We start from the raw sequence: 21,410 nt of genomic DNA, 5'->3' as shown, positions 1-21,410 counted from the left end.
GATCTAAAAGAATAAAAAACTTTTAAAACCTCATAAAAAAGCATTTTTTACCTTTATAACAGTTTGAAAATCGGACAACAGAAATTAACCATACGTCTGAAACCTGCTCTATCAGGATAAAAGAGGGTTGGCTACTTTTTAGGAATAGCACCAAATATCTTGATTAGTAAAAATCAGTTACTTAGGCAATGGCAGTGTTTCAAAATCACCCCGAAGAAGGGCAAGCTGAAGCTCATTCACCAAATCTCCGGACTGGTATTGCAAATCGATTTTTAATTTGGAAATTTTACTCAGTGTCTGTATTTGGGTAAAAAGCTCGTAGAACCCATACGAAACCACCTTCCCGTTTTCTACAATAAGGAAAAGTTTTTCTCCGAGCTTCCTTCCTTGTCCGAGCCAAAGCTCATTTCTTTTTTTAAATTCAATTTTCTTTTTAAAAAACTCAACATCTGCATATTCTTCCAGCTTACTGATAAACTCAACAGCCTTTGAACCCTGGGTAAATGACCTGAATTTCAGGATCGGCTTTTCTGCTTTGTTCAGTTTATTTTTTTCAACCAGGTATTTTTGATTTCTGTGATAAAGTCCGAAAGGCAATATCTCCTTCTTTCTGATGCCTTTTGAGTTCAGGATCAGTTTGGCAATAATATCGGTTCCGGTGAGTTCATAATTGATCTGTTCAACCGCTTTCTGAATTTCTTCCCATCTTTTGGATTTGGAGTTGAAAACCTTTTTCGAAAACTTATTGATATCCTGTACATGATCTGAAAAGATAATTTCCCCTTCCTTATTCTGGAAATAAACGAAGCCTTTTTCGTTCGGGAGATCCTGGGTAAGAATCTTTATCTTATTGATATAGGTTTTTGCATTGGATTCTTCATGCTGTTTCTGAATAATTTCATTTTCGGTATCTTTTGAAATCAACAGCTTAAAAAGCTCAAGCGTTGCACGGGCATCTCCATCCGCTCTGTGGTGGTTCGTAAGAGGAATCCCAAGAGATTTTACCAGCTTCCCAAGTGAATAGCTCACCTCATCCGGAATGAGTTTTTTAGCCAGCGGAATAGTATCTAAAGTATTGATTTTAAAATCATAACCTAATCTTTGAAATGACTGGCGAAGCATTCTGTAATCAAAATCGATATTGTGTCCCACCAAAGTAGTATTGGCCGTAATTTCCACAATTCTGCGCGCAATTTCGTGGAATTTCGGAGCTGTTTTTACCATCTTTGGGGTAATATTGGTGAGTTTCTGCACAAAAGGCGTGATATCACTTTCAGGATTTACAAGCGAGATGAACTGGTCGATAATTTTCTGCCCGTCGTACCTGTAAATAGCAATATCTATAATGCATTCTTTCCTGTAACCTGCACCATTGCTTTCTATATCAATAATTGAATACATTTAAACTTTATACAACTTCTTTTAGATTAAATTATAACGTGTACAGACTGTACTTATCTTAAATAACATAACGCATGCCATATCTTCATTAAGACAATCCTGCTAAAATAGGAAAAATTCTATCAATCTTACCAAAATTATCCATGAATACCCAACCATAATATTATAAAAAACATTGATTATCTTCTCCTGCCGCCAAGTCCCAGCATCCCTAAGACGGCTTTTGCCCCTTCCCGCATCAGTGTTCCGGTGAAGGTACGCGCTGCTTTACTCTGCAGAATCTGCTCAAACATTCCCGGCTCTTCTTTTACGGGTTTTGTTTTTTGATTTGCAGGCGCTTCCGCCGCAGCCTGTTCCATTCTTCTTACCAGCATTTCATATGCCGAATCACGATCCACAACTTTCTCATATTTAGCGACTAAAGCAGATTTGCCAGTCAGTTCGGAAATTTCCGCATCGTTGAGAACATCCATTCTGGATTCAGGAGAAATCAAATAGGTATGCACCAAAGGCGTAGGAATTCCTTTTTCGTCCAGTGCCGTTACAAAAGCCTCACCTATTCCCAGATTCTGGATTAAAGCAGGAGCATCATAAAGTTCTGTAGTCGGATAATTTTCTACCGCCTTTGTAATTTCTTTTTTATCTTTTGCGGTAAAACCTCGCAGCGCATGCTGAATTTTTAAACCTAATTGAGAGAGCACGGCCTCCGGGACATCTCCGGGTATCTGCGTGATAAAATAAATTCCTACCCCTTTGGAACGGATCAGTTTTACCATTGTTTCGATTTGGGAAACCAGAGCTTTGGAAGATTCATCGAAAATAAGATGCGCCTCATCTATAAACAATACCAGTTTCGGTTTGCCGCTATCGCCTTCTTCAGGAAACGTCATATAAATCTCAGCGAATAATGAAAGCATAAAAGTAGAAAACAATTGAGGCTTGCTCTGAATATCCGCTACCCTTAAAATATTAACCACGCCTTTTCCGTCTCTGGTTTGCAGCAAATCATGTACATCAAAACTTAATTCTCCAAAAAATTCAGATGCTCCCTGTTGTTCCAGCGCTACAATAGACCTCAGAATTGCACCTAACGAAGAAGAAGCTATTGAGCCGTAATCTGCCGAAAGTTCCGCTTTGCCCTGAGGATTTTCCGTGACGTACTGGAGGACTTTTTTTAGATCATTCAAATCAATCAAAGGCAGTCCTTTATCATCACAATATTTGAAAATAATAGACATGATGCTTTGCTGGGTTTCGTTCAGCTGTAAGATTTTGCTTAGCAGAACCGGCCCGAACTCCGTCACCGTTGCCCGTAATTTCACGCCTCGTTCTCCGGAAATGGTCATTAATTCCACCGGGAAAGCCTGCGGATTATACGGAAGCTGTGTTTTGGCGTAACGCTCCTCAATTGCCGGATTTTCTTTGCCCGCCTCTGCAATTCCGGAGAAATCCCCTTTAATATCTAATACAAGAGAAGGGATTCCTTTGTGGGAAAGCTGTTCCGCAAATACCTGCAGGGTTTTGGTTTTCCCGGTTCCCGTAGCTCCGGCGATCAGTCCGTGGCGGTTAATAGTCTTTAAAGGAACCGTAACATTTACTTCGGGAATAACTTCTCCGTCCAGCATGCCTTTGCCTAAAATAATACATTCGCCCTTTGAAGCATACTTCGCATTAAGTTGTTCAATAAATTGTATTTTGTCTGCCATTTGATTTTTTACATAAATATAATTTTTTTTAAAATATGAAGTGGTTAAGTTTTTATCATGATTAATTTCAGCCTCACATATTAACAAATATACCTAACTTAGTACCACAAAATCATGGATAAGTATGATAATTGCCGCATTATGAGAGGGTCCGAACTTTATAGATTTATTCTATTGTCATAGATTTTTTTATTTTGCTTTTTTTCAGAAAATAAACACGATTTTTGCAGATATTAAAAAAAACTTAAAACAGTTACACCACATAATGAAAGTCGAACAAATATATACCGGATGTCTGGCTCAGGGTGCCTATTATATCGTATCCGAAAACGAGGCAGCAATTATTGATCCTCTAAGAGAAGTAAAGCCTTATCTTGATCGCCTGGAAAAAGACAATGTAACGCTAAAATATATTTTTGAAACGCATTTCCACGCAGATTTTGTTTCGGGCCACCTGGACCTGAGTAAAAAAACAGGCGCCCCTATCATTTACGGGCCTACTGCACAACCGGAATTCGACGCTATTATTGCGGAAGACCATCAGATTTTTGAGATTGGAAAAGTAAAAATAAAAGTGCTTCACACACCGGGTCATACGATGGAAAGCACAACTTATCTTCTTATTGACGAAAACGGGGTTGAAACTGCTATTTTCACCGGAGACACTTTATTTTTGGGAGATGTCGGAAGACCGGATCTCGCCCAAAAAGCAACCAACCTTACTCAGGAAGATCTTGCAGGAATTTTATATGACAGCCTACAAACGAAGATCATGCCGCTTGACGACAGCATTACCGTGTATCCGGCACACGGAGCAGGTTCTGCCTGTGGAAAAAATATGCAGAAAGAAACCGTTGATCTATTAGGAAATCAGAAAAAAACAAATTATGCGCTGAATCAGCCGGATAAGGAATCTTTCGTAAAAGAAGTGCTGGACGGACTCACAGCGCCTCCTAAATATTTCGGGATGAATGTTGCCATGAATAAAGGCGGTTACGAAAGCCTCGACGTGGTGATGGATAAAGGGCTTACCGCAATTTCCGCAGAAGATTTCGAAGCTTACGCCGAAGATACCGGTGCGTTGATTTTAGATACGAGAAGTCCCGCAGAATTTCATAAAGGATTTATTCCTAATTCCATTAACATCGGTTTGAAAGGAGATTTTGCACCATGGGTGGGAGCATTGATCGTTGATGTAAAGCATCCTTTATTGCTGGTAACAGACGAAGGTACTGAAGAAGAAACCATTACCCGATTAAGCAGAGTAGGATTTGACCATGTGGTTGGATATCTGAAAGGAGGTTTCGGGGCATGGAAAAACGGCGGTAAAGAAACCGACGAAATAAAAAGAATTTCTCCTGAAGAATTTGCAGAGCAGTTTGATAAAACCTCTAAAGTGATCGACGTCCGTAAAATTTCGGAATATTCTGCAGAACATATTGACAACGCTTACAACAGACCTTTGGATGAAATCAGCGAATGGGTAAATACCATTGATGATTCAGAGCATTTTTTCCTGCATTGCGCGGGAGGATACCGAAGCATGATCGCCGCAAGCATCCTTAATTCCCACGGAATCAGAAACTTTACTGAAGTAGAAGGCGGTTTTAACGGAATTAAAAAAACAGGAAAACTCCCTACTTCTGATTTTGTCTGCCAGTCTAAAACAATATAAATAATGACTAAAATTTTTTACGGACTTTTTATTGCTTTAGTACTGATGCTTAATTCATGCAAAATCCATTCATCAACAACACTTCCTGACACAAATATCAAAGAAGTAGTGAACAGTGCGGATGTAGTTCTTGTTGATGTAAGAATTCCGGAGCAGTATGCAGAAGGTACGGCAAAAAATGCCGTCAATATTCCTTTAGCTGAACTTTCGGAAAAAACGGAATCACTGAAAGGAAAAAAAGTAGTTGTTTTCTGTAATAAGGGAATCCAGGCGGATCAGGCCATGGAAATTTTAAAGAAAAAAGGTATTGAAGCTTACGACGGAACAACCTGGAAGAATGTAAAAGCCATTCAGGACGAAAAATAATTCAGAATTTTAATTTAAATAAACCAACTATGTCACAAAAATTCCAGGAAATCATCAATTCTGAAAGACCTGTTTTAATCGACTTTTTTGCAACGTGGTGCCAACCCTGCAAAGTACAGTCTTCGGTTCTCAATACCGTAAAAGAAAATGTTGGCGAAAGCGCAAGAATCATCAAAGTAGATGTAGACCAATACCCTGCATTAGCAGCACAGTACGGAGTGCGCGGTGTACCGACGCTGGCAGTCTTCAAAAACGGAGAAATGCTCTGGAAGGAAAGCGGTGTCCATGATGTCAATACACTGACCCGGCTTTTAAAACAATATGCTTAATAACAACAGGTTGAGACTAAGGCTGAGGTAAGAAACCTTCATATAAAACCTTAGCCTCAATCTTAGTTACATCTCAATTTTAAAAGAATCCCGGTCATTCAGAAACTGAAAATGATTCCTGAAATCTTTTAATTCTTCTAAATTCAATTCTGCAGTAACGAGATTTGCTTCTTTTTTAGAAATTTCCTTTCCATCCGCGAAAAAACAATGAGAGCTTTCCTGATAGAAAAGATTATTTCCATCGGTTCCTATTCTATTGAGCCCGAAAACAAAAGATAGGTTTTCAATAGCTCTTGCTTTCAACAGATGTTCCCAAGCACCTACTCTTTTTTCCGGCCAGTTGGCAACATACAGTATCATATCATAATCGTCATTATTTCTCGCAAAAACGGGAAACCGGAGATCGTAGCAAACCTGGAGTAAAATTCTAAAGCCTTTATAATTAACAATAATCCTATTTTTCCCGGGTGTATACACGTTATCTTCACCCGAAAAGGAAAACAGATGGCGTTTGTCGTAAAATTCCACATTTCCGTCCGGATGAACAAAATACATCCTGTTGTAAAACTTACCGCCTTCTTCCACCGGAGCACTCCCACAAAAAGCAGCGTTCTTATCTTTAGCCATTTGTTTCAAAAATTCCAGAGATTCCTGATCCCTGTCCGCTACTTCCGAAGCATCCATACAAAATCCCGTGGAAAACATTTCCGGTAAAAGAAAAAGATCTGCTTCCTGAAGATGCAGTTCTTTTTTAATTATTTGAAAATTCTTTCCTTTATCTTTCCAGATGATATCTAAATTCAATCCTGTGATTTTCATAAACTATGTTAAAAACTTCATTAAAAATACGATTTTCAGATGATTTCAGTTCTATCTTTGTTGCAGATATTTTTTAACAATAACATAAAAGTATACTTTATGAAGAAATTGGTTTTTATGCTGATGCTTATTTTTGCAGGAACTACAATAAGCGCACAGGCGTGGACAGGCAAAGGAGATCAGAAAATCAACGCCGGACTGAGTGCATGGGGATACGGAACCGGAATTACAGGAACGTATGATTACGGACTGAATCAGCTTATTTCTGTGGGAGCAGGGCTTAACGGCTATTTCAGCAACTACAAAGACAATGATAATGACAACAGTGTTTTTATTTTCGGAAGGCTGAACTTTCACTTAAAGGATGCATTGCAGCTTCCGGAGAAGCTGGACATTTATCCCGGAATTGACGTTGGTGTTGTCGGAAGAGATTTCGGTCTCGGAGCGCATATCGGAGCAAGATACTTTTTTACGGAGAGAATCGGAGTTTTTGCGGAAGTCGGCAACAATGGCAGTCTTGGTGTTTCTATTAATTTATAATAAATCATCATATTATATGACAAAGCTTCTCGTTTCGGGAGGCTTTTTTATTTGGCATAGTTTTGAGAATTGTTACCTTTGCAAATTAACATACAAAAGCATTAATGGAAATAGCAATTAAACTGTTTCAATTTATATTGAGCATTTCTATCTTAGTCCTTCTTCATGAGCTTGGGCATTTCTTACCCGCAAAGTGGTTCAAAACCAGAGCAGAGAAATTTTTCCTGTTTTTTGATCCCTGGTTCTCTATTTTTTCAATGAAAAAAATCAACGGAAAGTGGGAGTATAAATTTCTTTCCCAGAACCTTCCGGATACGGAAGTCATTGAAGTGAACGGCGAAAAGAAAGAAGTTCCAATCGATATTTCAAAACTTCCGGATAACGACTGGAGAAAGCATCCCGAACAGACCAAATACGGAATCGGGTGGCTTCCTTTCGGCGGCTATGTGAAAATCGCCGGAATGGTTGATGAAAGCATGGACATCGAGCAGCTGAAAAAGCCTGCACAGCCTTGGGAATTCAGATCGAAACCGGCTTGGCAAAGACTGATTATCATGTTGGGAGGGGTTACCGTGAATTTCTTCCTGGCCTGGCTCATCTACACTTGTCTTTCCTTATTTAATGGTGAAACCTATACCGACCTTACGAAATTTGACAGTGGAATCGGGGTAACGGAGGCTGGTAAAAAAATGGGCTTCCAGAATGGTGATAAAATCGTTAACATCGACGGCAAACCTGCCGAAAGGCTGGAAAATGCTTCCATTAATATTTTACTGGGAGATCATGTAACGGTTCTCAGAAACGGAAAAGAAACCACTTTCCCTATTAATAAAGACGGTGTTGCAGACGTTCTAAAGCAGAAAGAAGCCAGATTATACATTACACCGAGATTCCCGATGATCGTAGATTCTTTGTCAAGTCCATCGGCAAAAGCTTCCGGGCTGGCGAAAGGCGACAAAGTAATTGCCATCAACGGACAGCCGACGCAATATTTTGATGAAGTAGGAACTGTTTTAAATCAGAATAAAGGAAAAACAGTAACTATTTATGTTCTGAGAAACGGTAAACCGGAAACGGTTTCTGCAGCGGTTGATAAAAATGGGAAACTAGGAATCGCAGTTGACCAGAAAAGTCTTTTAAGTGTCGTTACCAATAAAAAATATTCTTTCGGGGAAGCGATTCCGAGAGGTTTTGTAAGAACGATTGAAGCGCTTACAATGCAGGTAAAGCAGTTTAAAATCATGTTTAATTCCAAAATCCAGGGATATAAAAATGTGGGCGGACCGATTGCCATCGTGAAAAACATGCCTGTTGACAAAGATGCAAATGGTAATTTTTCTGTGAACTGGGCTGCATTTTGGGGCTTTACGGCAATGTTCTCAGTTTGGTTAGCCTTCCTGAATTTAATTCCGATTCCGGGACTGGATGGCGGCCACGTTCTTTTCACTTTATATGAAATCATTGTTGGAAAACCGGTGCCTCAAAAAGTTCTTGAAAATGCCCAGATGATCGGTGTGGTCTTTCTTTTAGGGCTGATGATCCTGATTTTCGGAAGCGATATATTCAAGATATTTGCAGGGAAATTGTAATATTTAAATTTTTTAAAAAAATATTTGCAGGGTATAAATATTCGTCCTATATTTGCACCACTTAAAACAAAGGACATTCCTCCTTAGCTCAGTTGGTTAGAGCATCTGACTGTTAATCAGAGGGTCGCTGGTTCGAGCCCAGCAGGAGGAGCAAAAAGACTTACAGAAATGTAGGTCTTTTTTATTTCAATAAATTATACAGGAAAACTAAAGTAACAACTGATGTTGTAGTTATGGCTATTAATACATATAAATTTGTTTTATTGATGTTTTTCCGATATCTTTCCTCATTAAAATTTTCCAATATATAAGCTTCCATTCTACTCTTTTCCATAATCATATATTCAATAAATATAAAAACACCTAAATTGACTATTGGAAAAATAATCATCCACATTGGAACATCATCTTTAAGTTTACTTATTGCAAAAAAACCAGCGATTAGAATATTATTAAAATTGAAAAGCTTATCATTAATCCTATCAAAATATTTAAAAATATCTCGAACACCATCATAAGATTTCTTTTCTAAAGAAGCCATTGTTTTATCAATATCTAAAAACGTTTCTTCAAGTTCTATTCTTGATTGTTCAATTTCCTTTAATAATCTTTCTGTTTCTTCATCAAGATTTTCATTTGTCTCTTCTTTCATAAAATTTAACTTTATTCAAATTTAATTTTTTTAAATAAATCATAAAACCATTATATTTTTACTATTTAATAAAGATACTGAAAAACAATAAAATAAATCTTAAGCCCCACTAGTAAAGGGAAAATTTAAATTTTTTCAAACCAAAAATTTGTTTGGTATTGAAAATGATATTATATTTGCACCACTAAAACAATAGGAAATTCCTCCTTAGCTCAGTTGGTTAGAGCATCTGACTGTTAATCAGAGGGTCGCTGGTTCGAGCCCAGCAGGAGGAGCCATACTGACAAGTCGCCAAATTGGCGACTTTTTTTGTTTGTAACCTTTGATAAACAAATTCACATACCCGCTTACAAACGGTTCGAGAAGTATAAAATAAAATTATGGAATTTTTGGGGACAATTCTCGAACCCGTTATTAATATATAAAAGTTAAGACCTTAACTTGTAAATACTTCAAAATCAATCAGTCTAATAGAAGCATTATTCCTTAAAGTATTAAATCATAGTATCAAAAAATTCAATTCTGTTTCAGAAATAATTCTTCATAGATTCCATGAGATGGACTTTAATCTCGTTAATCAGGCTTTGAGGCTCCAATACTTTTACCTCTTTGCCATAAGAAAGAATCTCCTGCAGAAAGTCGTAGGTTGGATGCAGGAAAAACTCAAAAACAATGTTTTTGTCAATTTTGCCAACCACTTTCTGGGAATGATGCAGAGGAAATCCCATAATGTATTCGCCCTGTTGCCGGGAGCACTCGATGACAATTTTCTCGGGAGACTGGTCTTCTAGCTTCATTACTCCAAAGGCATTTTTAAAATATTCCCGAAAATTATAATCATATTCATTGACGTACATCGCTTCGGTAACCGATAAATTACTGATTCTGTCCAGCCCAAATGATTTTAGTTTTTTATCCTTACGATCCACCGCAATGAGATACCATCGGTCTCTGGACTCCTTCAATGCCAAAGGATGCACTTTTCTTGGTGTAATTTTTCGGGTCTGGTAATTATAATAATGAAATTTGCTGATTCTTAGGTTACGGATAGCAAAAAATAGATTATAAATATGATTAAGCCCACCCGGTTTCCTGTTATCAAAAAAAATAGCGTCTGAATGGGAATGACTGACATTCAGAGCGTTTCCCATTTGATAGGTTTCTAATAATTTCTGATTATACTCGTCAATCTCCATTTCCGGACGGCTTTCAATATAGTAACAGTTGTCTCCATTTCTTCGGTTGGATACCGTGAGACCAAACAATTTATCAATTTCCAAAAGATCCCTTTGCAATGTGCGGATAGAATACTCCTTGATTCCTGCATCCTGAAATTCAAAAGAATTGAGCAAGTAATTTTTCAACTGCTTATAGGTTGCAGGAGACTTTTCCAGTCTCCGGATGATGAGTGCATAACGCATCAGGTAAAAATCTTTTTTCATGGGGTGTTTGTGTTGATGTAAGTAAAACCTACCGAAAAATTAAAGCAAAAATACAAATTGTTATGACACGCAAGAATGCAACAGACCATTCTGTTTGGACAAAAAAATAATAAGAAAAGTAAATGACTGCAAAATAGAAAAAGGCAAAACATCAGAAAAATCACTCCTTTTTTGTTCAAAAATTGAGATATCTATAAACAACATTGAGGAAACCTCTATTTCAGTATGAATTTATCAAAAAACAAAACACAATATTGAAAAAACACAAAAGTCAATGTCGTAACAGTTTTCGTAACGCCAAAAATGAGCATTTTTTCAGACGAAACTATTATCAATGAGTTACGAGCCTGAAATTAATTTTTTCCCACTGATTATAAATGAGTTATGTGAATTTTTAAAAAAATTAAACTTTTTTCTCGAAACGTCGATTTTTGACGTAACGGTACATTTTCTTTGCCTCATAGAAATCAGCAAACGACTCCCTCAGGTTTGCAACAGAAACATTGTAAAAAGAAGTTTTGAAAAGAAAATTTAAAATTAACAATTAAAATATGGACACCATCACTCAAAAACGAATAGAAAAACTTTATCCTATAGTAAGAGAAGAAGTAAAAAAATAATCGAAGAATGCAACGAATCCCTTACTGGAAAAGCAAAAGTAAGAATCACACAAGGGCTCAGAACCTTTGAAGAACAAGAATTACTTTATGCAAAAGGCAGACTCAATAAAGAAAAAAAAGTAACCAATGCCAAAGCAGGACAAAGCATCCACAATTACGGATTGGCAGTCGATATATGCATGCTCATTGACGGAAAGACCGTTAGCTGGGATACTGTAAAAGATTGGGATAACGATACCATCGCGGATTGGTACGAGTGTGTAAAAATCTTTGCCAAATATGGCTGGAACTGGGGAGGAAACTGGATCAGGTTTAAAGACCTTCCTCATTTTGAAAAACGAAGTCTGCCTTCAAAAAAAGGAACAATACTCTGCAATTGGAGAATCCTGTTCAAACTTCCAAAAGACAAACAGGGATATGTAATTATTTGACTAAAGAATTGAAACGCTGAAAAATCAGGAGATTAAATATCAAAACAAAAAACTCGGTTCGGCAACTTGATCTCAATATCTAAAACCATTCACAATGAAAAAAATATGCATCTTATCATTAGACGGCGGAGGAATCCGGGGAATTATTTCCTGTATTGTCCTCAAGTATATTGAAGAACAGCTTCAGAAGCAAGAAGGTGCAGAAGCCAGGCTCGGGGATTATTTTGATATGGTCGCCGGAAGCAGCACCGGAGGATTGATTACAGCAATTATCCTATGTCCCGGAGAAAACAGCAAAGCCAAGCATTCCATAAAAAGAGGATTGGAGCTCTATTCCGAAAAAGGAGAAGACATTTTTCAGGTTTCTTTTTGGCAAAAACTCATCAACCCTTTTGGATTGTTTAGCGAGAAAATTTCACAGGAAGCCCTGGAGAAAAACCTCACCGTTTTTTTTGGAAACATAGAACTCAGGGAACTGATAAAACCCTGCCTAATTACCAGTTACGATATCGAAAACCGAAGAGCCAAACTTTTTAATTCCGTGGAAGCATCCAGGCAAAGTACCGATAATTTTTTGGTAAAAGATATTTGCAGGGCAACTTCAGCAGCACCAACCTACTTTGCTCCTGCAAGAATACAGTCGATGTACGGACAATACTTCAGTTTGATAGACGGAGGAATGTTTGCCAATAATCCGGCATTGTGTGCTTATGCAGAAGCTCGGAAGATGCCTTTTGCCGAACTCTTTAAAAACCACCAGAAGCCCAATTATCCTTCTGTAAACGATATGATGATGGTTTCTATAGGGACAGGAACGGAGTCAAAATCCTATTCCTTTCAAAAATTGAACAAAGCTGGAAAACTCGGTTGGATCTCTCCCGTGATTGATATTCTGATGTCAGCCAATGCCGAAACGGTGGATTATCAACTGGATCAGATGTTTCAAACATTGGGAGCAAGAAACCAAAAGAATTATTTTCGCATCAATCCTTCCCTGAGAAAAGCCTCTCCCGAAATGGATAACGCAAGCGAAAAAAATATTGAAGAACTGATACAGGCAGGACTTTCCTATATAGACGAAAACAAGGAACAACTGAATCAAATTGTACAGAAACTCACAAAAAACGAAATATAAGTGATAAACCTTATAAATACAAAAAATTAGCATGATAGCTTATATACGATGAAGTAAAACCAAATAGAAAAAGTGCAAAAGAAATAAAATTGAAAAGCAGAAAAAAAATTTAACCTTTTTTTCAAAACGTCAATTTGATACAACAGTACATTTCTTTGTCTCATAGAAATCGGCGAACCACTCCGTTAGGTTTGCAACATAAACAATAAAGAAACAGAAAAAAAATTAACAATTAATCATTAACAACTAAAAATATGCTCCCGATTAAAAAGTAAGGTGGACATCCATTAGCCGGAAACCACCTTAAAAAATAAAGCTAAATTTTCAAAGATCACACTACTAAAAAGTGCCCTTTAAAAACTTTAACGAGCGTAAAACCAATATCGATCTGCAAAAAAGCATTGGTTTTACCAATCAATAACTAAACAAATTTACAAAAAAATGTCAACAAACAATTTAAACACCAATAATAACGCGTCGCAGACATTATTCAGATTCGCAACCAGTAGAAACGTAGAATTATCTGATCCTAAAAATTTAGAAAGAAGGTTTATCTTTAGAAAAGATGCCCAAAAAGGAATATTTGATGCTAAACTTAATTCATCAACGACTTTACAAAAGCTTTGCGAAACTCCGTCATCTCTTCCTTTAAAAATAGAAACAGAACAAACATTAAAAGTAAAAGATACTGTATTTTATGACTTGGCCGTTTGGGTAGCGAGAAATAAAGCAACAGCAACTAAAGTTGAATTTGATGCAAAAATTTCGGAATACAGAAACTATCTGCTAACAACTAAAAAATCAATGCTTGCGATAGACTCGAGCCTTTGGGACAACTTGGTTTATCAGGTAGTGACCCAAAAAGATTTTTATGCAAAAGAAACCTTAATGCAGTTTTTACATCTTAATCATATTCTCTCTTTTTATACCCATGGGGATGAAGAAACATATAATGATATAATCAAGGCAAAAGTAGTCCTTCCAAAAGAGCTATTCAAAGTAGTAAAGGGATCTTCCGTGTCATCCGGAACAGCTTCTAAAGTAGCACAAAGCACTCCAAAGGTAGCATATAATGATAAAAGCATGAAGTTTGCAGAAGCTAAAATTCAGCTTCAGGAAAATCAAAATTTATCTGCCGCTTTAGAAAAGCTGGAAAAAGCTTACAAAAAAGAATACCAAACGGCTCATGAAGAGGCTTTAAGTTCTTACGAAAGAGAAGTAAAACCTGTGAGAAAAGAATATCAAGCACGTTTAGCAGAATTAGAATATCAAAAGAAGTTAATTCTTGAAGCGGGAAATAAAGAAGAATTGACAAAACTTCCTTATGTTCCAGCTCCTGAGCTTCCTGAATTTGATTTTCAATTCAGACCTGAAATACAGGAAGAAGAATTACTAAGAAACTTAAATGAAGAACACATTTCTGCATTAAACAGAGTTTTAGGAAGTTCAGAGCCCGGTTCAGCTTTGTCCGATATCTCTTCTTTTGCTGATCTTTCCCAAAGTATTACACAGAATAATCAGCTATTACAGCAAACCATTTTAGACAATACGATGCTTAATCAGCAGGTTTCTACAACGGTAGGAGGTGTAGTTATTCCGGTAACCAATTCTGCCAACACCAATGGGTGGATCCCATATAGTGTAAAAACGTATAGCAGAGGAACTTCAGAATGGTTTATCATGCTTACGGTGGATAATTATACCCACAATATTGTTTCCGGATCTTATAAAGTAACCATTAACGGAACGGAGATTACCTCCACCAATATATTTCAGGCAGTAAACGGAGTGAATTTCCTTTTTTATAACGGAACGGGAATACCTGCTTTACAAACGGCTAATACAGGTGGGTTTATCCTAAAGGGTGAAATGGTTTTAGATGATGGTAAAACCTATAATCTGGATGTTACTTTGATCAGAGATAATTCTGATATTGACCGAGTGCTTAAGCAAGGTGTTTTCAAGGGAAGTGCAGCATTTACTCCTGTGCAACCTGTCGACTCGGAAAATCCTGAGAACCCGGAAAATCCGACAGTTACTTCTGCAGGAGCATTTATTCCATCAGGATTCGGGATGAAAAACATCGGAATTACCGATTACAAAAAAGTAGAACAATCTACCTACTGTTATGTGGAAGGAGATGTGGCGCACATCGAAAACATTATGGCAAGGGAGTATAAGGAAAGAGCGACAAGAAGATTAAAACGTAACGAATCTCAAACTACAAAATCCTCAGAATCAGAAAAAGAAAAACTGACTGATACTACCTCTACAGAAAGACATGAAATGCAGAGTGAAGTGGCTAAAATTCTACAGGAATCCAGAGATTTCGGAGTTCAGGCAGGATTCTATGCGAAATGGAGGACATCGCCTGCAGAGTTTGGATTAAACGTAAGTGCCAATTATGCTACCCACAACTCGAAAGAAGAAAGTAACAGACAGGCGGTGACTGAAGCCAAGGATATCACTGCAAGAGCGTTGGACAGAATTATTACCAAGGTAAAAGAAGAGCGAATTGATAAAATTCTGGAAGAATATGAAGAAAACAATAAGCACGGATTTGACAATACCAAAGGGAGCAATCACGTAGTTGGAGTTTACCGTTGGATAGATAAGGTAGTGAAAAACCAAATCTACAACTATGGCAAACGTATGATGTTTGAATTTATGATTCCCGAACCGGCGAAACTTCACAGTTTAGGAATGAAGATTTCCAAAAATACGGAAAACCAATTAATAAAGCCGGTAGATCCAAGAGAATCAACCATCCATAAAATGGAAAACTTCATGTCTTTGGATGGGACTTCAGGAGAAACTATTCTAAAGTATTGGTTAGGGCGTTATAATGTAGAAATAGATGAGAAACCATCTGCAAAATTTAATGTTTCGAAAGGTTTTCATGGAAATTATACAAGTCCGGGATATTTTACAACAGGAAGTGATAATATTGTTGTACCTGAAGGATATGAAGTTCATACAGCAAGAGCAAGTGTTGCTTTCGATTTCCACCCTGATGGAATGGAAGGATCCGGAGTTTCTGTTTGTATTGGTAATAAATACTATAACAGACAATGGGAAAGACACTTTAATCAGCAGGATATTGCTTTTAGCGGATTGGGAGGAATCAGAGAGAATATGGCAGTTTCCTATAAAGCATTTGACTGTGGAACATTTGCATTAACTGTAATTGCTGAATGTACTCCTACGTTGGAATTTAAAAATGCCTGGTTACAAAAAGCTTTCAACAAAATTATTGAGGCCTATCAGGCAGAGTTATCCAAGTATGAACAAGCATTAGCAGACGCAAAAGCAATGGGAGTACAGATCAAAGGTTCAAATCCGGGCTTCTACAGAAAAATAGAAAACACGATCTTAAGAAGAAACTGTATTTCGTATATGCTGGAACAAAATCCTAACGTAGACCTTACATTCGGTAGAGGGAAATACTATAACAACGGATATTCTTCCGGAGAAGAAACCTTCCTGAATACAGATATTAAAGTAGACGGGAAACTGGATCAGTATGCTGCGTTTGTGAAGTTTATGGAGCAGGCCTTTGAGTGGGAAATCATGAGCTACTATTTCTATCCATATTATTGGGGAGAGAGAAAATCGTGGGCAGATTTGTATCAGTTTGATGATAATGATCCTACATTCAGAGCATTTATGCAGTCAGGGATGGCAAGAGTGATTGTAACTGTAAGACCGGGCTTTGAAGAAGCAGTAAGACATTTCCTTGCAACAGGACAAATCTGGAATGGTGGAGAAGTTCCAGTAATTGACGATCCATTATTCTTGTCTATTGTAGATGAAATGAGATCTCCGAAAGCAACCAAAGAAGGAGAACCATGGAGAGAGAAAATACCAACATCGCTTACCATTCTTCAGGCAGATTCTATCGGTTTGAGAGTAGAAAAAGCATTGCCTTGCAATTGCGAACCGGGCGTGAAGTTCGATGATAATCTGGGCGAAATGTGCGGAAGCAATTTTGAACTGAACCAAAACCAAATCGGGCAATCCGGAGACAAGTGGATGGAGATTAGTTTTCAGGGAGGATTGAATAATTATCTTAATACCATAAAAGATATGGATAATTACCAAGTGTTTCCAAGAAAATACGAATGTTTAGGCAATATCATTAACATTGACAGGGATGCATCTTGGTTAGGAACTCAATCGTCAGAAATTGTATTAAAGACTTTGGCTGAGGAAATTTCTCAAATAGAAGGAGTTGAAGCACGCTCTACCGGAAACAATGGAATCACTTTCAAAATCAACGTAAGTAAAATTAAAAACTTTACGTTCACAAAACCGGGTGGAGATGATTCTCTGGGAGGACACGAACTGTTAAAATTCTCTGTGGATTTACATAATGCTTATTTGAAGATGGCATCTCCAGAATATGATCGATATGGATACGAAAGAATTCTGGATAAGGACGGACAGGTTATTCCAAAAGCGGAATATTTGGATAAAGTTCCTTTGAGCAAATTCTTGGTGTAATCTAAAATTTAGAACTTAAAAATCTAAAATTTCTAGAAATGAGTCGGGTAAAACCCGAGGCTATTTGGCAGCACGATAAAGTGCTGCCTTATATCCTCACGCGTCTGAAAGACAAGATTAGCGAGATTACTGCCGTAGAAAAGATACTACTTTTCGGGAGCAGGGGAAGGCTTCCTGTGGAGCGCTGGAACGAACTGGAAGGGAAAGACTGGGATGTATTGGTACAGGCACAATGTAAGCTTAAAAATGCAAGAGTTCTGTTAGATGAAGAGTATCACCTGGATCTTTTGGTGTTGGACGAAAGCCAAGCCAAAAAATTCATCGAAAATATGACCACCAAAGAACTTTTTCCCATCAATGAATTAGAATGCCTAACAACTAAAAACAAAGAAAATGGAAAAATTTGATGACGAATTCGGAGATTTATCCGGATATAAAATACTGCCTTTTGAAGAAGTAACACAAGGGTTTGAAGGAAATAAAAATCCATTGCAGGAGATTGCTAATAAATCTTTTGAGGAAATGAGTTCTTTCAAGAATAGTCCTTTTGGGCAATACTGGGAAAAAAATATTCATGAATGGGCAAAAGATATTTTTGGAGCTTCAAAAATAATAGAGAAAAGAAATCTTACGATTGCTGATATTTCAAAAAGGGTTTCATATAGCCAAGCAGATGCTTATGGTGCTTTTTCAGATACATCAAAGTATAATTTTATAGTATATGCTCATCCTGATGGAGAAGAAGTCATAAAAATGTATGAAGACCCACAGAATCTACCTAATTCTAATAGACCTTTTGAAGTCTTAGTTTTCATAGAAACAGACGATGGTAAATTTGATTTTGGGAAAATTGTAAGGGTAAAATTTGGACCAGCCGTATTAGATGATTTAAAGGATAAGTATTTTAGAGAGCTGCCATGGAATGATAATGATCCTAAAGATATTGCAGAAGAATTTATTAAAAGAGCATGGGAAGCTAGTGTATCAGCACAAACAGTACAAGCGGTGGAACAAGAACAGAGTACACCAGATTTTAAAGATCTAATGATTAAAGCGATTCAGTATGAATATAATAATCACAAGTTTGATGACTTTTCTTGGTTTATGCTTATTGTAAAAGGAGGAGAATATTTAGATTTTAAATTACACGATTGGGCTTTTGGAATTGGACACTGGCTAAGAACTAAAAAATACAAAGAAGCTAAATATTGGAATGGCGATTTGCCCGAAAAAGAATATACTCCCGCTTTTTTACCTAATTATATTTTTTATGACAAGAAGGAAGATCGGGTGAAATCATTGAAAGAATATTTTAATAAACCTTATGACGCTTTGAAATCAGAGATTGATAAGAAAATTACTCATGACGATCCCGTTTCCAAAGTGGTAAAAAAATGGCTTGAGCAAAATATAGACAAATGCCAGAAGATAACAGATAGCTATCTTGAAAATCTTGCTGAAATTTATATTCCTGACGGAAGTTTCCAAACCATTATAAAACACTATCATGCTTTTTATGTGGGGCTTTATAACGGAATATTAGAATTTGTGGCTGGGTTGTGTGATTTGGTTGCGATAGTTATCCTTATATTAAGAGATGAAATAGGCTTCAGAATGACGGATAAACTCACCGAACAATTTGAAAATTTTGTTAATGCTCTTTTTTATAATACATTTGAATTGTTAAGTAAAATTTACAAAAAGCTCTACAAAATATTGTTAGATTTTGGGAAATGGTATTTAACGTATGAAGGGAAAAGCTACTTTTTTCTGAAAGAGTTGGGAGAATTAGTTCCGGATATTCTTACGTTTCTTGTTCCTGTTTTAAAAGGCTCAAAAGCAGCAAAAATAGGAACAGTAGTAGAAAAAGAAGCGGTAGAGGAAATCATAGAAGAAACCGAAGAAAAGTTGGTGAAAGAAACGGTAGAGGAACTAACAGAAGAAGAAGGAAAACACATCTCCCAATCTGCCAAAGAAGCTTTAGAATCTGGCAAAACCAAAGAAGCAACGGAGAAAGCGGTAAAAGAAGCAGAGCAGAAGTTAGAAGAAAAAACACCTCTTTATGAAGAGATTGAGGAGGTAGAAATAAAAAAACATAAGCTGCCTTTTAGATTAAAACTCAAAGAAATGGATAAAATGTTTCTAAAAGAAGAAACTGGCAAAGGTTGGTGTGCTCCAAAAGCAGTGAAATATTTAAATAAATATGAACGAATAGAGTTTAAACTGTCTGTAAAAGAAGGAAAGATTTATGATAATTCCGGAAATTTGTTTGATACAACTGATGCTGGAAATTTATTCGGTGATGGAAAAGCAATTTTTGTAATGGATGAAAACGGACAAATTTTTGCATCCAAATATCAAGAGTTTGGTGAGTTTCATCATTCTAGTTTTTTATCAGGCAATCCTGTAGCAAGTGCAGGTGAATTAAAGGTAACGAAAGGTGTTATTGAAGAAGTAACAAGAAAGAGTGGACATTATAGACCTCCTGAAGATATTAATAAACAACTTATTAAAGTCTTGGAAGAAAAAGGTGTAAATACTAAAAATATTAAATTAAGTGACGGATTTTAAATTAAATTATAATGGATAAAAATAAATTTTACATAGCAGGTCTTTTATTTGAACTGTATCACGTTAAAACTTTGGAAGAAGTTATTTTCAATGAAAAAGTGGTAGATAAACTTATGACTAGAAAAGCCTTATCGGATAGAAAGGCAATTTATAAAGCCTTGACTTGGGCAGCAAATAATGCAGATTTTGAATTTAAATCTGTTTTGCAAAATGCTCCTGTAGTTGGAGAGCTTTCTTTTTCCAATTCAGAGATATATGAATACTTAGCGAAGTTCAAAAAATTTATGGAAAATGAAAAAAAGTTATTAACAGAATAATTTTTTTAGAATAAGAGGCTATTTCACTTTTGAGATAGCCTCTTTGTTATTACCATATCTGCCAAAGAAGCTCTGGAAACAGGAAAAACCAAGGAAGCAAAAGAGCAGGCTGTAAAAGAAGCAGAGAAGAAAATAGAAGAAAAAGCGCCTTTTGATGAAGTTAGAATATCTTCTCCCCAAAAAATTATAAACCCAGAGACAGGAAAAGAGTTTGGGACGTTTTTAAAAGGGAAGTATTTAGAGTTAATAGGAAGCAAAAAAAGCGTATTATTTGGTGGAAATACTATAGTTTTATCAGCAGAGGGAACAACTACTGTAACAGGAATTCTTTCTGATGTAAATAGCGTTGCAAGAAGAGGTGAAGTTTTAGAAGGAGTTACCAAGATGGGTGTAAACAAAGGGGGAATTAATATTCTTCGGTCTTTCAAATGGGGTGAGTTGCTAGAAAAATATAAATATTTGGAGAGCATTGATAAAAACAAATATTATAGAAAAGTAACTGATGAATTTTGGGAACAAGCCAATAAACCTTGGCTAGACGAAGCTATAAAAAGAGGAGATCCAATACGTTTTGTAACCGATCCGATTTCTGATGCTGGAAAATATGTTAAAGTAGGAAAAGAATTTGTCCTTGATAATAAAGGAAATAAGATACCTACTATCTTTAGCAGAGAAGTAGAATATTTATCACAAAACGGTTACAAAATAGAAGGACATTTAGCAACAAAAATTAAATAATTATGGAAAATAAAATGTACATACCAAAAAACTATTTTAGTATTTCAATAGTCGAAAAAGTAATGAAAGAATTTAGTTGGCCCGCAGAATATATATTAGAGGAAGATGCTGATGGCGTGAGTATTATATTCCCTAAATCTGAAATATATATAGAAAATGGTTATGAAAATGATGTTTCTTTTACATTGTTATCTTTTAATGGCAGAGATTGTAACATTGATGAAAGCACGGCATTAGAAAAAATAGTTCAGGATTATGGTAAGAAAGCTAATGTTTTTAAAGAACTAGGCTTAAATAACGACACTTCTGTATATGCCTCCCCAGAAGCTACAGAAGCTAATATTTGGGATACCATAAAAATAATTCACGTTTATTTTCAAGATTTTATAACAGGAAAAGAAAAACGATTAAATTCTTTATTATGAAAGAAGAGCAAATAAAAAAGAAATATGCGTGTTTCTTTGGTGGCGCTCAAAATAATAGAAGCCGTCTCACAACTGAGGCGGTTTTTTTTATTAAAAAAAGTTGTAATATTAGCGAGTATTTTGTATATTTATCTGGTAATCAGTCATATAT

The 21,410-nt window shown here is 36.4% G+C and carries 18 protein-coding genes, 2 tRNA genes and 1 pseudogene; 15 read left to right on the top strand and 6 right to left on the bottom strand.

Annotation, left to right across the window (positions count from 1 at the left end):
- Window positions 1–177: 177 nt before the first annotated feature.
- Together BUA76_RS05025 and BUA76_RS05020 are read right to left on the bottom strand one after the other, a co-directional pair.
- A complete protein-coding gene (locus BUA76_RS05025) occupies window positions 178–1,401 on the bottom strand; it encodes a 3'-5' exonuclease (protein WP_072883730.1) in 1,224 nt (407 codons plus the stop codon).
- A 179-nt stretch (window positions 1,402–1,580) separates the two neighbouring features.
- Window positions 1,581–3,107 (bottom strand): helicase HerA-like domain-containing protein, encoded by a 1,527-nt coding sequence (locus tag BUA76_RS05020; protein ID WP_072884001.1) that lies wholly within the window; start codon window positions 3,105–3,107, stop codon window positions 1,581–1,583.
- Window positions 3,108–3,372: 265 nt separating this feature from the next.
- Between BUA76_RS05020 and BUA76_RS05015 the strand changes: the two genes are divergently transcribed.
- From BUA76_RS05015 to BUA76_RS05005, 3 genes are read left to right on the top strand one after another with little or no spacing between them, the layout of a single operon-like run.
- Window positions 3,373–4,782: an MBL fold metallo-hydrolase gene (locus BUA76_RS05015; RefSeq protein WP_072883729.1), complete on the top strand. Its 1,410-nt coding sequence runs from the start codon at window positions 3,373–3,375 to the stop codon at window positions 4,780–4,782.
- A gap of 3 nt (window positions 4,783–4,785) precedes the next feature.
- Window positions 4,786–5,148, top strand: coding sequence for a rhodanese-like domain-containing protein (locus BUA76_RS05010; RefSeq protein WP_072883728.1), 363 nt, complete (start codon window positions 4,786–4,788; stop codon window positions 5,146–5,148).
- A gap of 29 nt (window positions 5,149–5,177) precedes the next feature.
- Window positions 5,178–5,477: a thioredoxin family protein gene (locus BUA76_RS05005; RefSeq protein ID WP_072883727.1), complete on the top strand. Its 300-nt coding sequence runs from the start codon at window positions 5,178–5,180 to the stop codon at window positions 5,475–5,477.
- A gap of 66 nt (window positions 5,478–5,543) precedes the next feature.
- On the opposite strand, the gene BUA76_RS05000 is transcribed toward BUA76_RS05005, so the two are convergent.
- Window positions 5,544–6,296 (bottom strand): nitrilase family protein, encoded by a 753-nt coding sequence (locus BUA76_RS05000; protein ID WP_072883726.1) that lies wholly within the window; start codon window positions 6,294–6,296, stop codon window positions 5,544–5,546.
- Window positions 6,297–6,395: 99 nt separating this feature from the next.
- Between BUA76_RS05000 and BUA76_RS04995 the strand changes: the two genes are divergently transcribed.
- The 3 genes from BUA76_RS04995 (at window position 6,396) to BUA76_RS04985 (ending at window position 8,576) form a co-directional block, all read left to right on the top strand.
- A complete protein-coding gene (locus tag BUA76_RS04995; protein WP_072883725.1) occupies window positions 6,396–6,836 on the top strand; it encodes a DUF6646 family protein in 441 nt (146 codons plus the stop codon).
- 104 nt (window positions 6,837–6,940) lie between these two features.
- On the top strand, window positions 6,941–8,425 hold the full coding sequence (gene rseP, locus BUA76_RS04990; RefSeq protein ID WP_072883724.1) for an RIP metalloprotease RseP: 1,485 nt from the start codon (window positions 6,941–6,943) through the stop codon (window positions 8,423–8,425).
- A 77-nt stretch (window positions 8,426–8,502) separates the two neighbouring features.
- Window positions 8,503–8,576 (top strand) — tRNA-Asn (locus BUA76_RS04985).
- 30 nt (window positions 8,577–8,606) lie between these two features.
- On the opposite strand, the gene BUA76_RS04980 is transcribed toward BUA76_RS04985, so the two are convergent.
- Window positions 8,607–9,077 (bottom strand): hypothetical protein, encoded by a 471-nt coding sequence (locus BUA76_RS04980; protein WP_072883723.1) that lies wholly within the window; start codon window positions 9,075–9,077, stop codon window positions 8,607–8,609.
- A 201-nt stretch (window positions 9,078–9,278) separates the two neighbouring features.
- Here BUA76_RS04980 and BUA76_RS04975 point away from each other — a divergent pair.
- A tRNA-Asn gene (locus BUA76_RS04975) sits at window positions 9,279–9,355 on the top strand.
- A 249-nt stretch (window positions 9,356–9,604) separates the two neighbouring features.
- On the opposite strand, the gene BUA76_RS04970 is transcribed toward BUA76_RS04975, so the two are convergent.
- Entirely contained in the window at window positions 9,605–10,519 is a 915-nt protein-coding gene (locus BUA76_RS04970; protein WP_072883722.1) for a helix-turn-helix transcriptional regulator, read from the bottom strand.
- A 551-nt stretch (window positions 10,520–11,070) separates the two neighbouring features.
- Here BUA76_RS04970 and BUA76_RS04960 point away from each other — a divergent pair.
- The 6 genes and pseudogenes from BUA76_RS04960 to BUA76_RS04935 all read left to right on the top strand — a co-directional run bounded on the left by BUA76_RS04960 (window position 11,071) and on the right by BUA76_RS04935 (window position 20,096).
- A pseudogene (locus BUA76_RS04960) lies at window positions 11,071–11,570 on the top strand (M15 family metallopeptidase).
- A 94-nt stretch (window positions 11,571–11,664) separates the two neighbouring features.
- Window positions 11,665–12,705 (top strand): patatin-like phospholipase family protein, encoded by a 1,041-nt coding sequence (locus BUA76_RS04955; protein WP_072883720.1) that lies wholly within the window; start codon window positions 11,665–11,667, stop codon window positions 12,703–12,705.
- A 441-nt stretch (window positions 12,706–13,146) separates the two neighbouring features.
- A complete protein-coding gene (locus tag BUA76_RS19175; protein ID WP_072883719.1) occupies window positions 13,147–17,208 on the top strand; it encodes a hypothetical protein in 4,062 nt (1,353 codons plus the stop codon).
- Between the two features lie 38 nt (window positions 17,209–17,246).
- On the top strand, window positions 17,247–17,615 hold the full coding sequence (locus BUA76_RS04945) for a hypothetical protein (protein ID WP_072883718.1): 369 nt from the start codon (window positions 17,247–17,249) through the stop codon (window positions 17,613–17,615).
- Window positions 17,602–19,779, top strand: coding sequence for a hypothetical protein (locus BUA76_RS04940; protein WP_072883717.1), 2,178 nt, complete (start codon window positions 17,602–17,604; stop codon window positions 19,777–19,779). Before BUA76_RS04945 ends, BUA76_RS04940 begins: the two co-directional genes overlap by 14 nt.
- Window positions 19,780–19,790: 11 nt before the next feature.
- Window positions 19,791–20,096, top strand: a complete 306-nt coding sequence (locus tag BUA76_RS04935) for a hypothetical protein (protein ID WP_072883716.1) — start codon at window positions 19,791–19,793, stop codon at window positions 20,094–20,096.
- Window positions 20,097–20,119: 23 nt separating this feature from the next.
- Here the strand turns inward: BUA76_RS04935 and BUA76_RS04930 are convergent, their stop codons facing one another.
- The gene (locus tag BUA76_RS04930; protein ID WP_143149863.1) at window positions 20,120–20,494 is read right to left on the bottom strand and encodes a hypothetical protein; all 375 of its coding nucleotides are present in this window, start codon (window positions 20,492–20,494) and stop codon (window positions 20,120–20,122) included.
- On the opposite strand from BUA76_RS04930, the gene BUA76_RS04925 reads away from it, so the two are divergent.
- Window positions 20,481–20,834 (top strand): hypothetical protein, encoded by a 354-nt coding sequence (locus tag BUA76_RS04925; RefSeq protein ID WP_072883714.1) that lies wholly within the window; start codon window positions 20,481–20,483, stop codon window positions 20,832–20,834. The two genes, BUA76_RS04930 and BUA76_RS04925, sit on opposite strands and share 14 nt — an antisense overlap.
- 2 nt (window positions 20,835–20,836) lie before the next feature.
- The gene (locus BUA76_RS04920; RefSeq protein WP_072883713.1) at window positions 20,837–21,259 is read left to right on the top strand and encodes a hypothetical protein; all 423 of its coding nucleotides are present in this window, start codon (window positions 20,837–20,839) and stop codon (window positions 21,257–21,259) included.
- The last annotated feature ends 151 nt before the right edge of the window (window positions 21,260–21,410 follow it).

The organism is Chryseobacterium takakiae (assembly GCF_900129385.1).
Taxonomy (GTDB): domain Bacteria; phylum Bacteroidota; class Bacteroidia; order Flavobacteriales; family Weeksellaceae; genus Chryseobacterium; species Chryseobacterium takakiae.
The sequence above is the reverse complement of the archived record's forward strand: the minus strand, read 5'-3'. Positions and strand labels throughout refer to the sequence as shown.

Bases quoted from the DNA above. Each gene is read 5' to 3' on its own strand.
- BUA76_RS05025 (WP_072883730.1), bottom strand. From the start codon at position 1,401: ATGTATTCAATTATTGATATAGAAAGCAATGGTGCAGGTTACAGGAAA.
- BUA76_RS05020 (WP_072884001.1), bottom strand. From the start codon at position 3,107: ATGGCAGACAAAATACAATTTATTGAACAACTTAATGCGAAGTATGCT.
- BUA76_RS05015 (WP_072883729.1), top strand. From the start codon at position 3,373: ATGAAAGTCGAACAAATATATACCGGATGTCTGGCTCAGGGTGCCTAT.
- BUA76_RS05010 (WP_072883728.1), top strand. From the start codon at position 4,786: ATGACTAAAATTTTTTACGGACTTTTTATTGCTTTAGTACTGATGCTT.
- BUA76_RS05005 (WP_072883727.1), top strand. From the start codon at position 5,178: ATGTCACAAAAATTCCAGGAAATCATCAATTCTGAAAGACCTGTTTTA.
- BUA76_RS05000 (WP_072883726.1), bottom strand. From the start codon at position 6,296: ATGAAAATCACAGGATTGAATTTAGATATCATCTGGAAAGATAAAGGA.
- BUA76_RS04995 (WP_072883725.1), top strand. From the start codon at position 6,396: ATGAAGAAATTGGTTTTTATGCTGATGCTTATTTTTGCAGGAACTACA.
- rseP (WP_072883724.1), top strand. From the start codon at position 6,941: ATGGAAATAGCAATTAAACTGTTTCAATTTATATTGAGCATTTCTATC.
- BUA76_RS04980 (WP_072883723.1), bottom strand. From the start codon at position 9,077: ATGAAAGAAGAGACAAATGAAAATCTTGATGAAGAAACAGAAAGATTA.
- BUA76_RS04970 (WP_072883722.1), bottom strand. From the start codon at position 10,519: ATGAAAAAAGATTTTTACCTGATGCGTTATGCACTCATCATCCGGAGA.
- BUA76_RS04955 (WP_072883720.1), top strand. From the start codon at position 11,665: ATGAAAAAAATATGCATCTTATCATTAGACGGCGGAGGAATCCGGGGA.
- BUA76_RS19175 (WP_072883719.1), top strand. From the start codon at position 13,147: ATGTCAACAAACAATTTAAACACCAATAATAACGCGTCGCAGACATTA.
- BUA76_RS04945 (WP_072883718.1), top strand. From the start codon at position 17,247: ATGAGTCGGGTAAAACCCGAGGCTATTTGGCAGCACGATAAAGTGCTG.
- BUA76_RS04940 (WP_072883717.1), top strand. From the start codon at position 17,602: ATGGAAAAATTTGATGACGAATTCGGAGATTTATCCGGATATAAAATA.
- BUA76_RS04935 (WP_072883716.1), top strand. From the start codon at position 19,791: ATGGATAAAAATAAATTTTACATAGCAGGTCTTTTATTTGAACTGTAT.
- BUA76_RS04925 (WP_072883714.1), top strand. From the start codon at position 20,481: ATGGGTGTAAACAAAGGGGGAATTAATATTCTTCGGTCTTTCAAATGG.
- BUA76_RS04920 (WP_072883713.1), top strand. From the start codon at position 20,837: ATGGAAAATAAAATGTACATACCAAAAAACTATTTTAGTATTTCAATA.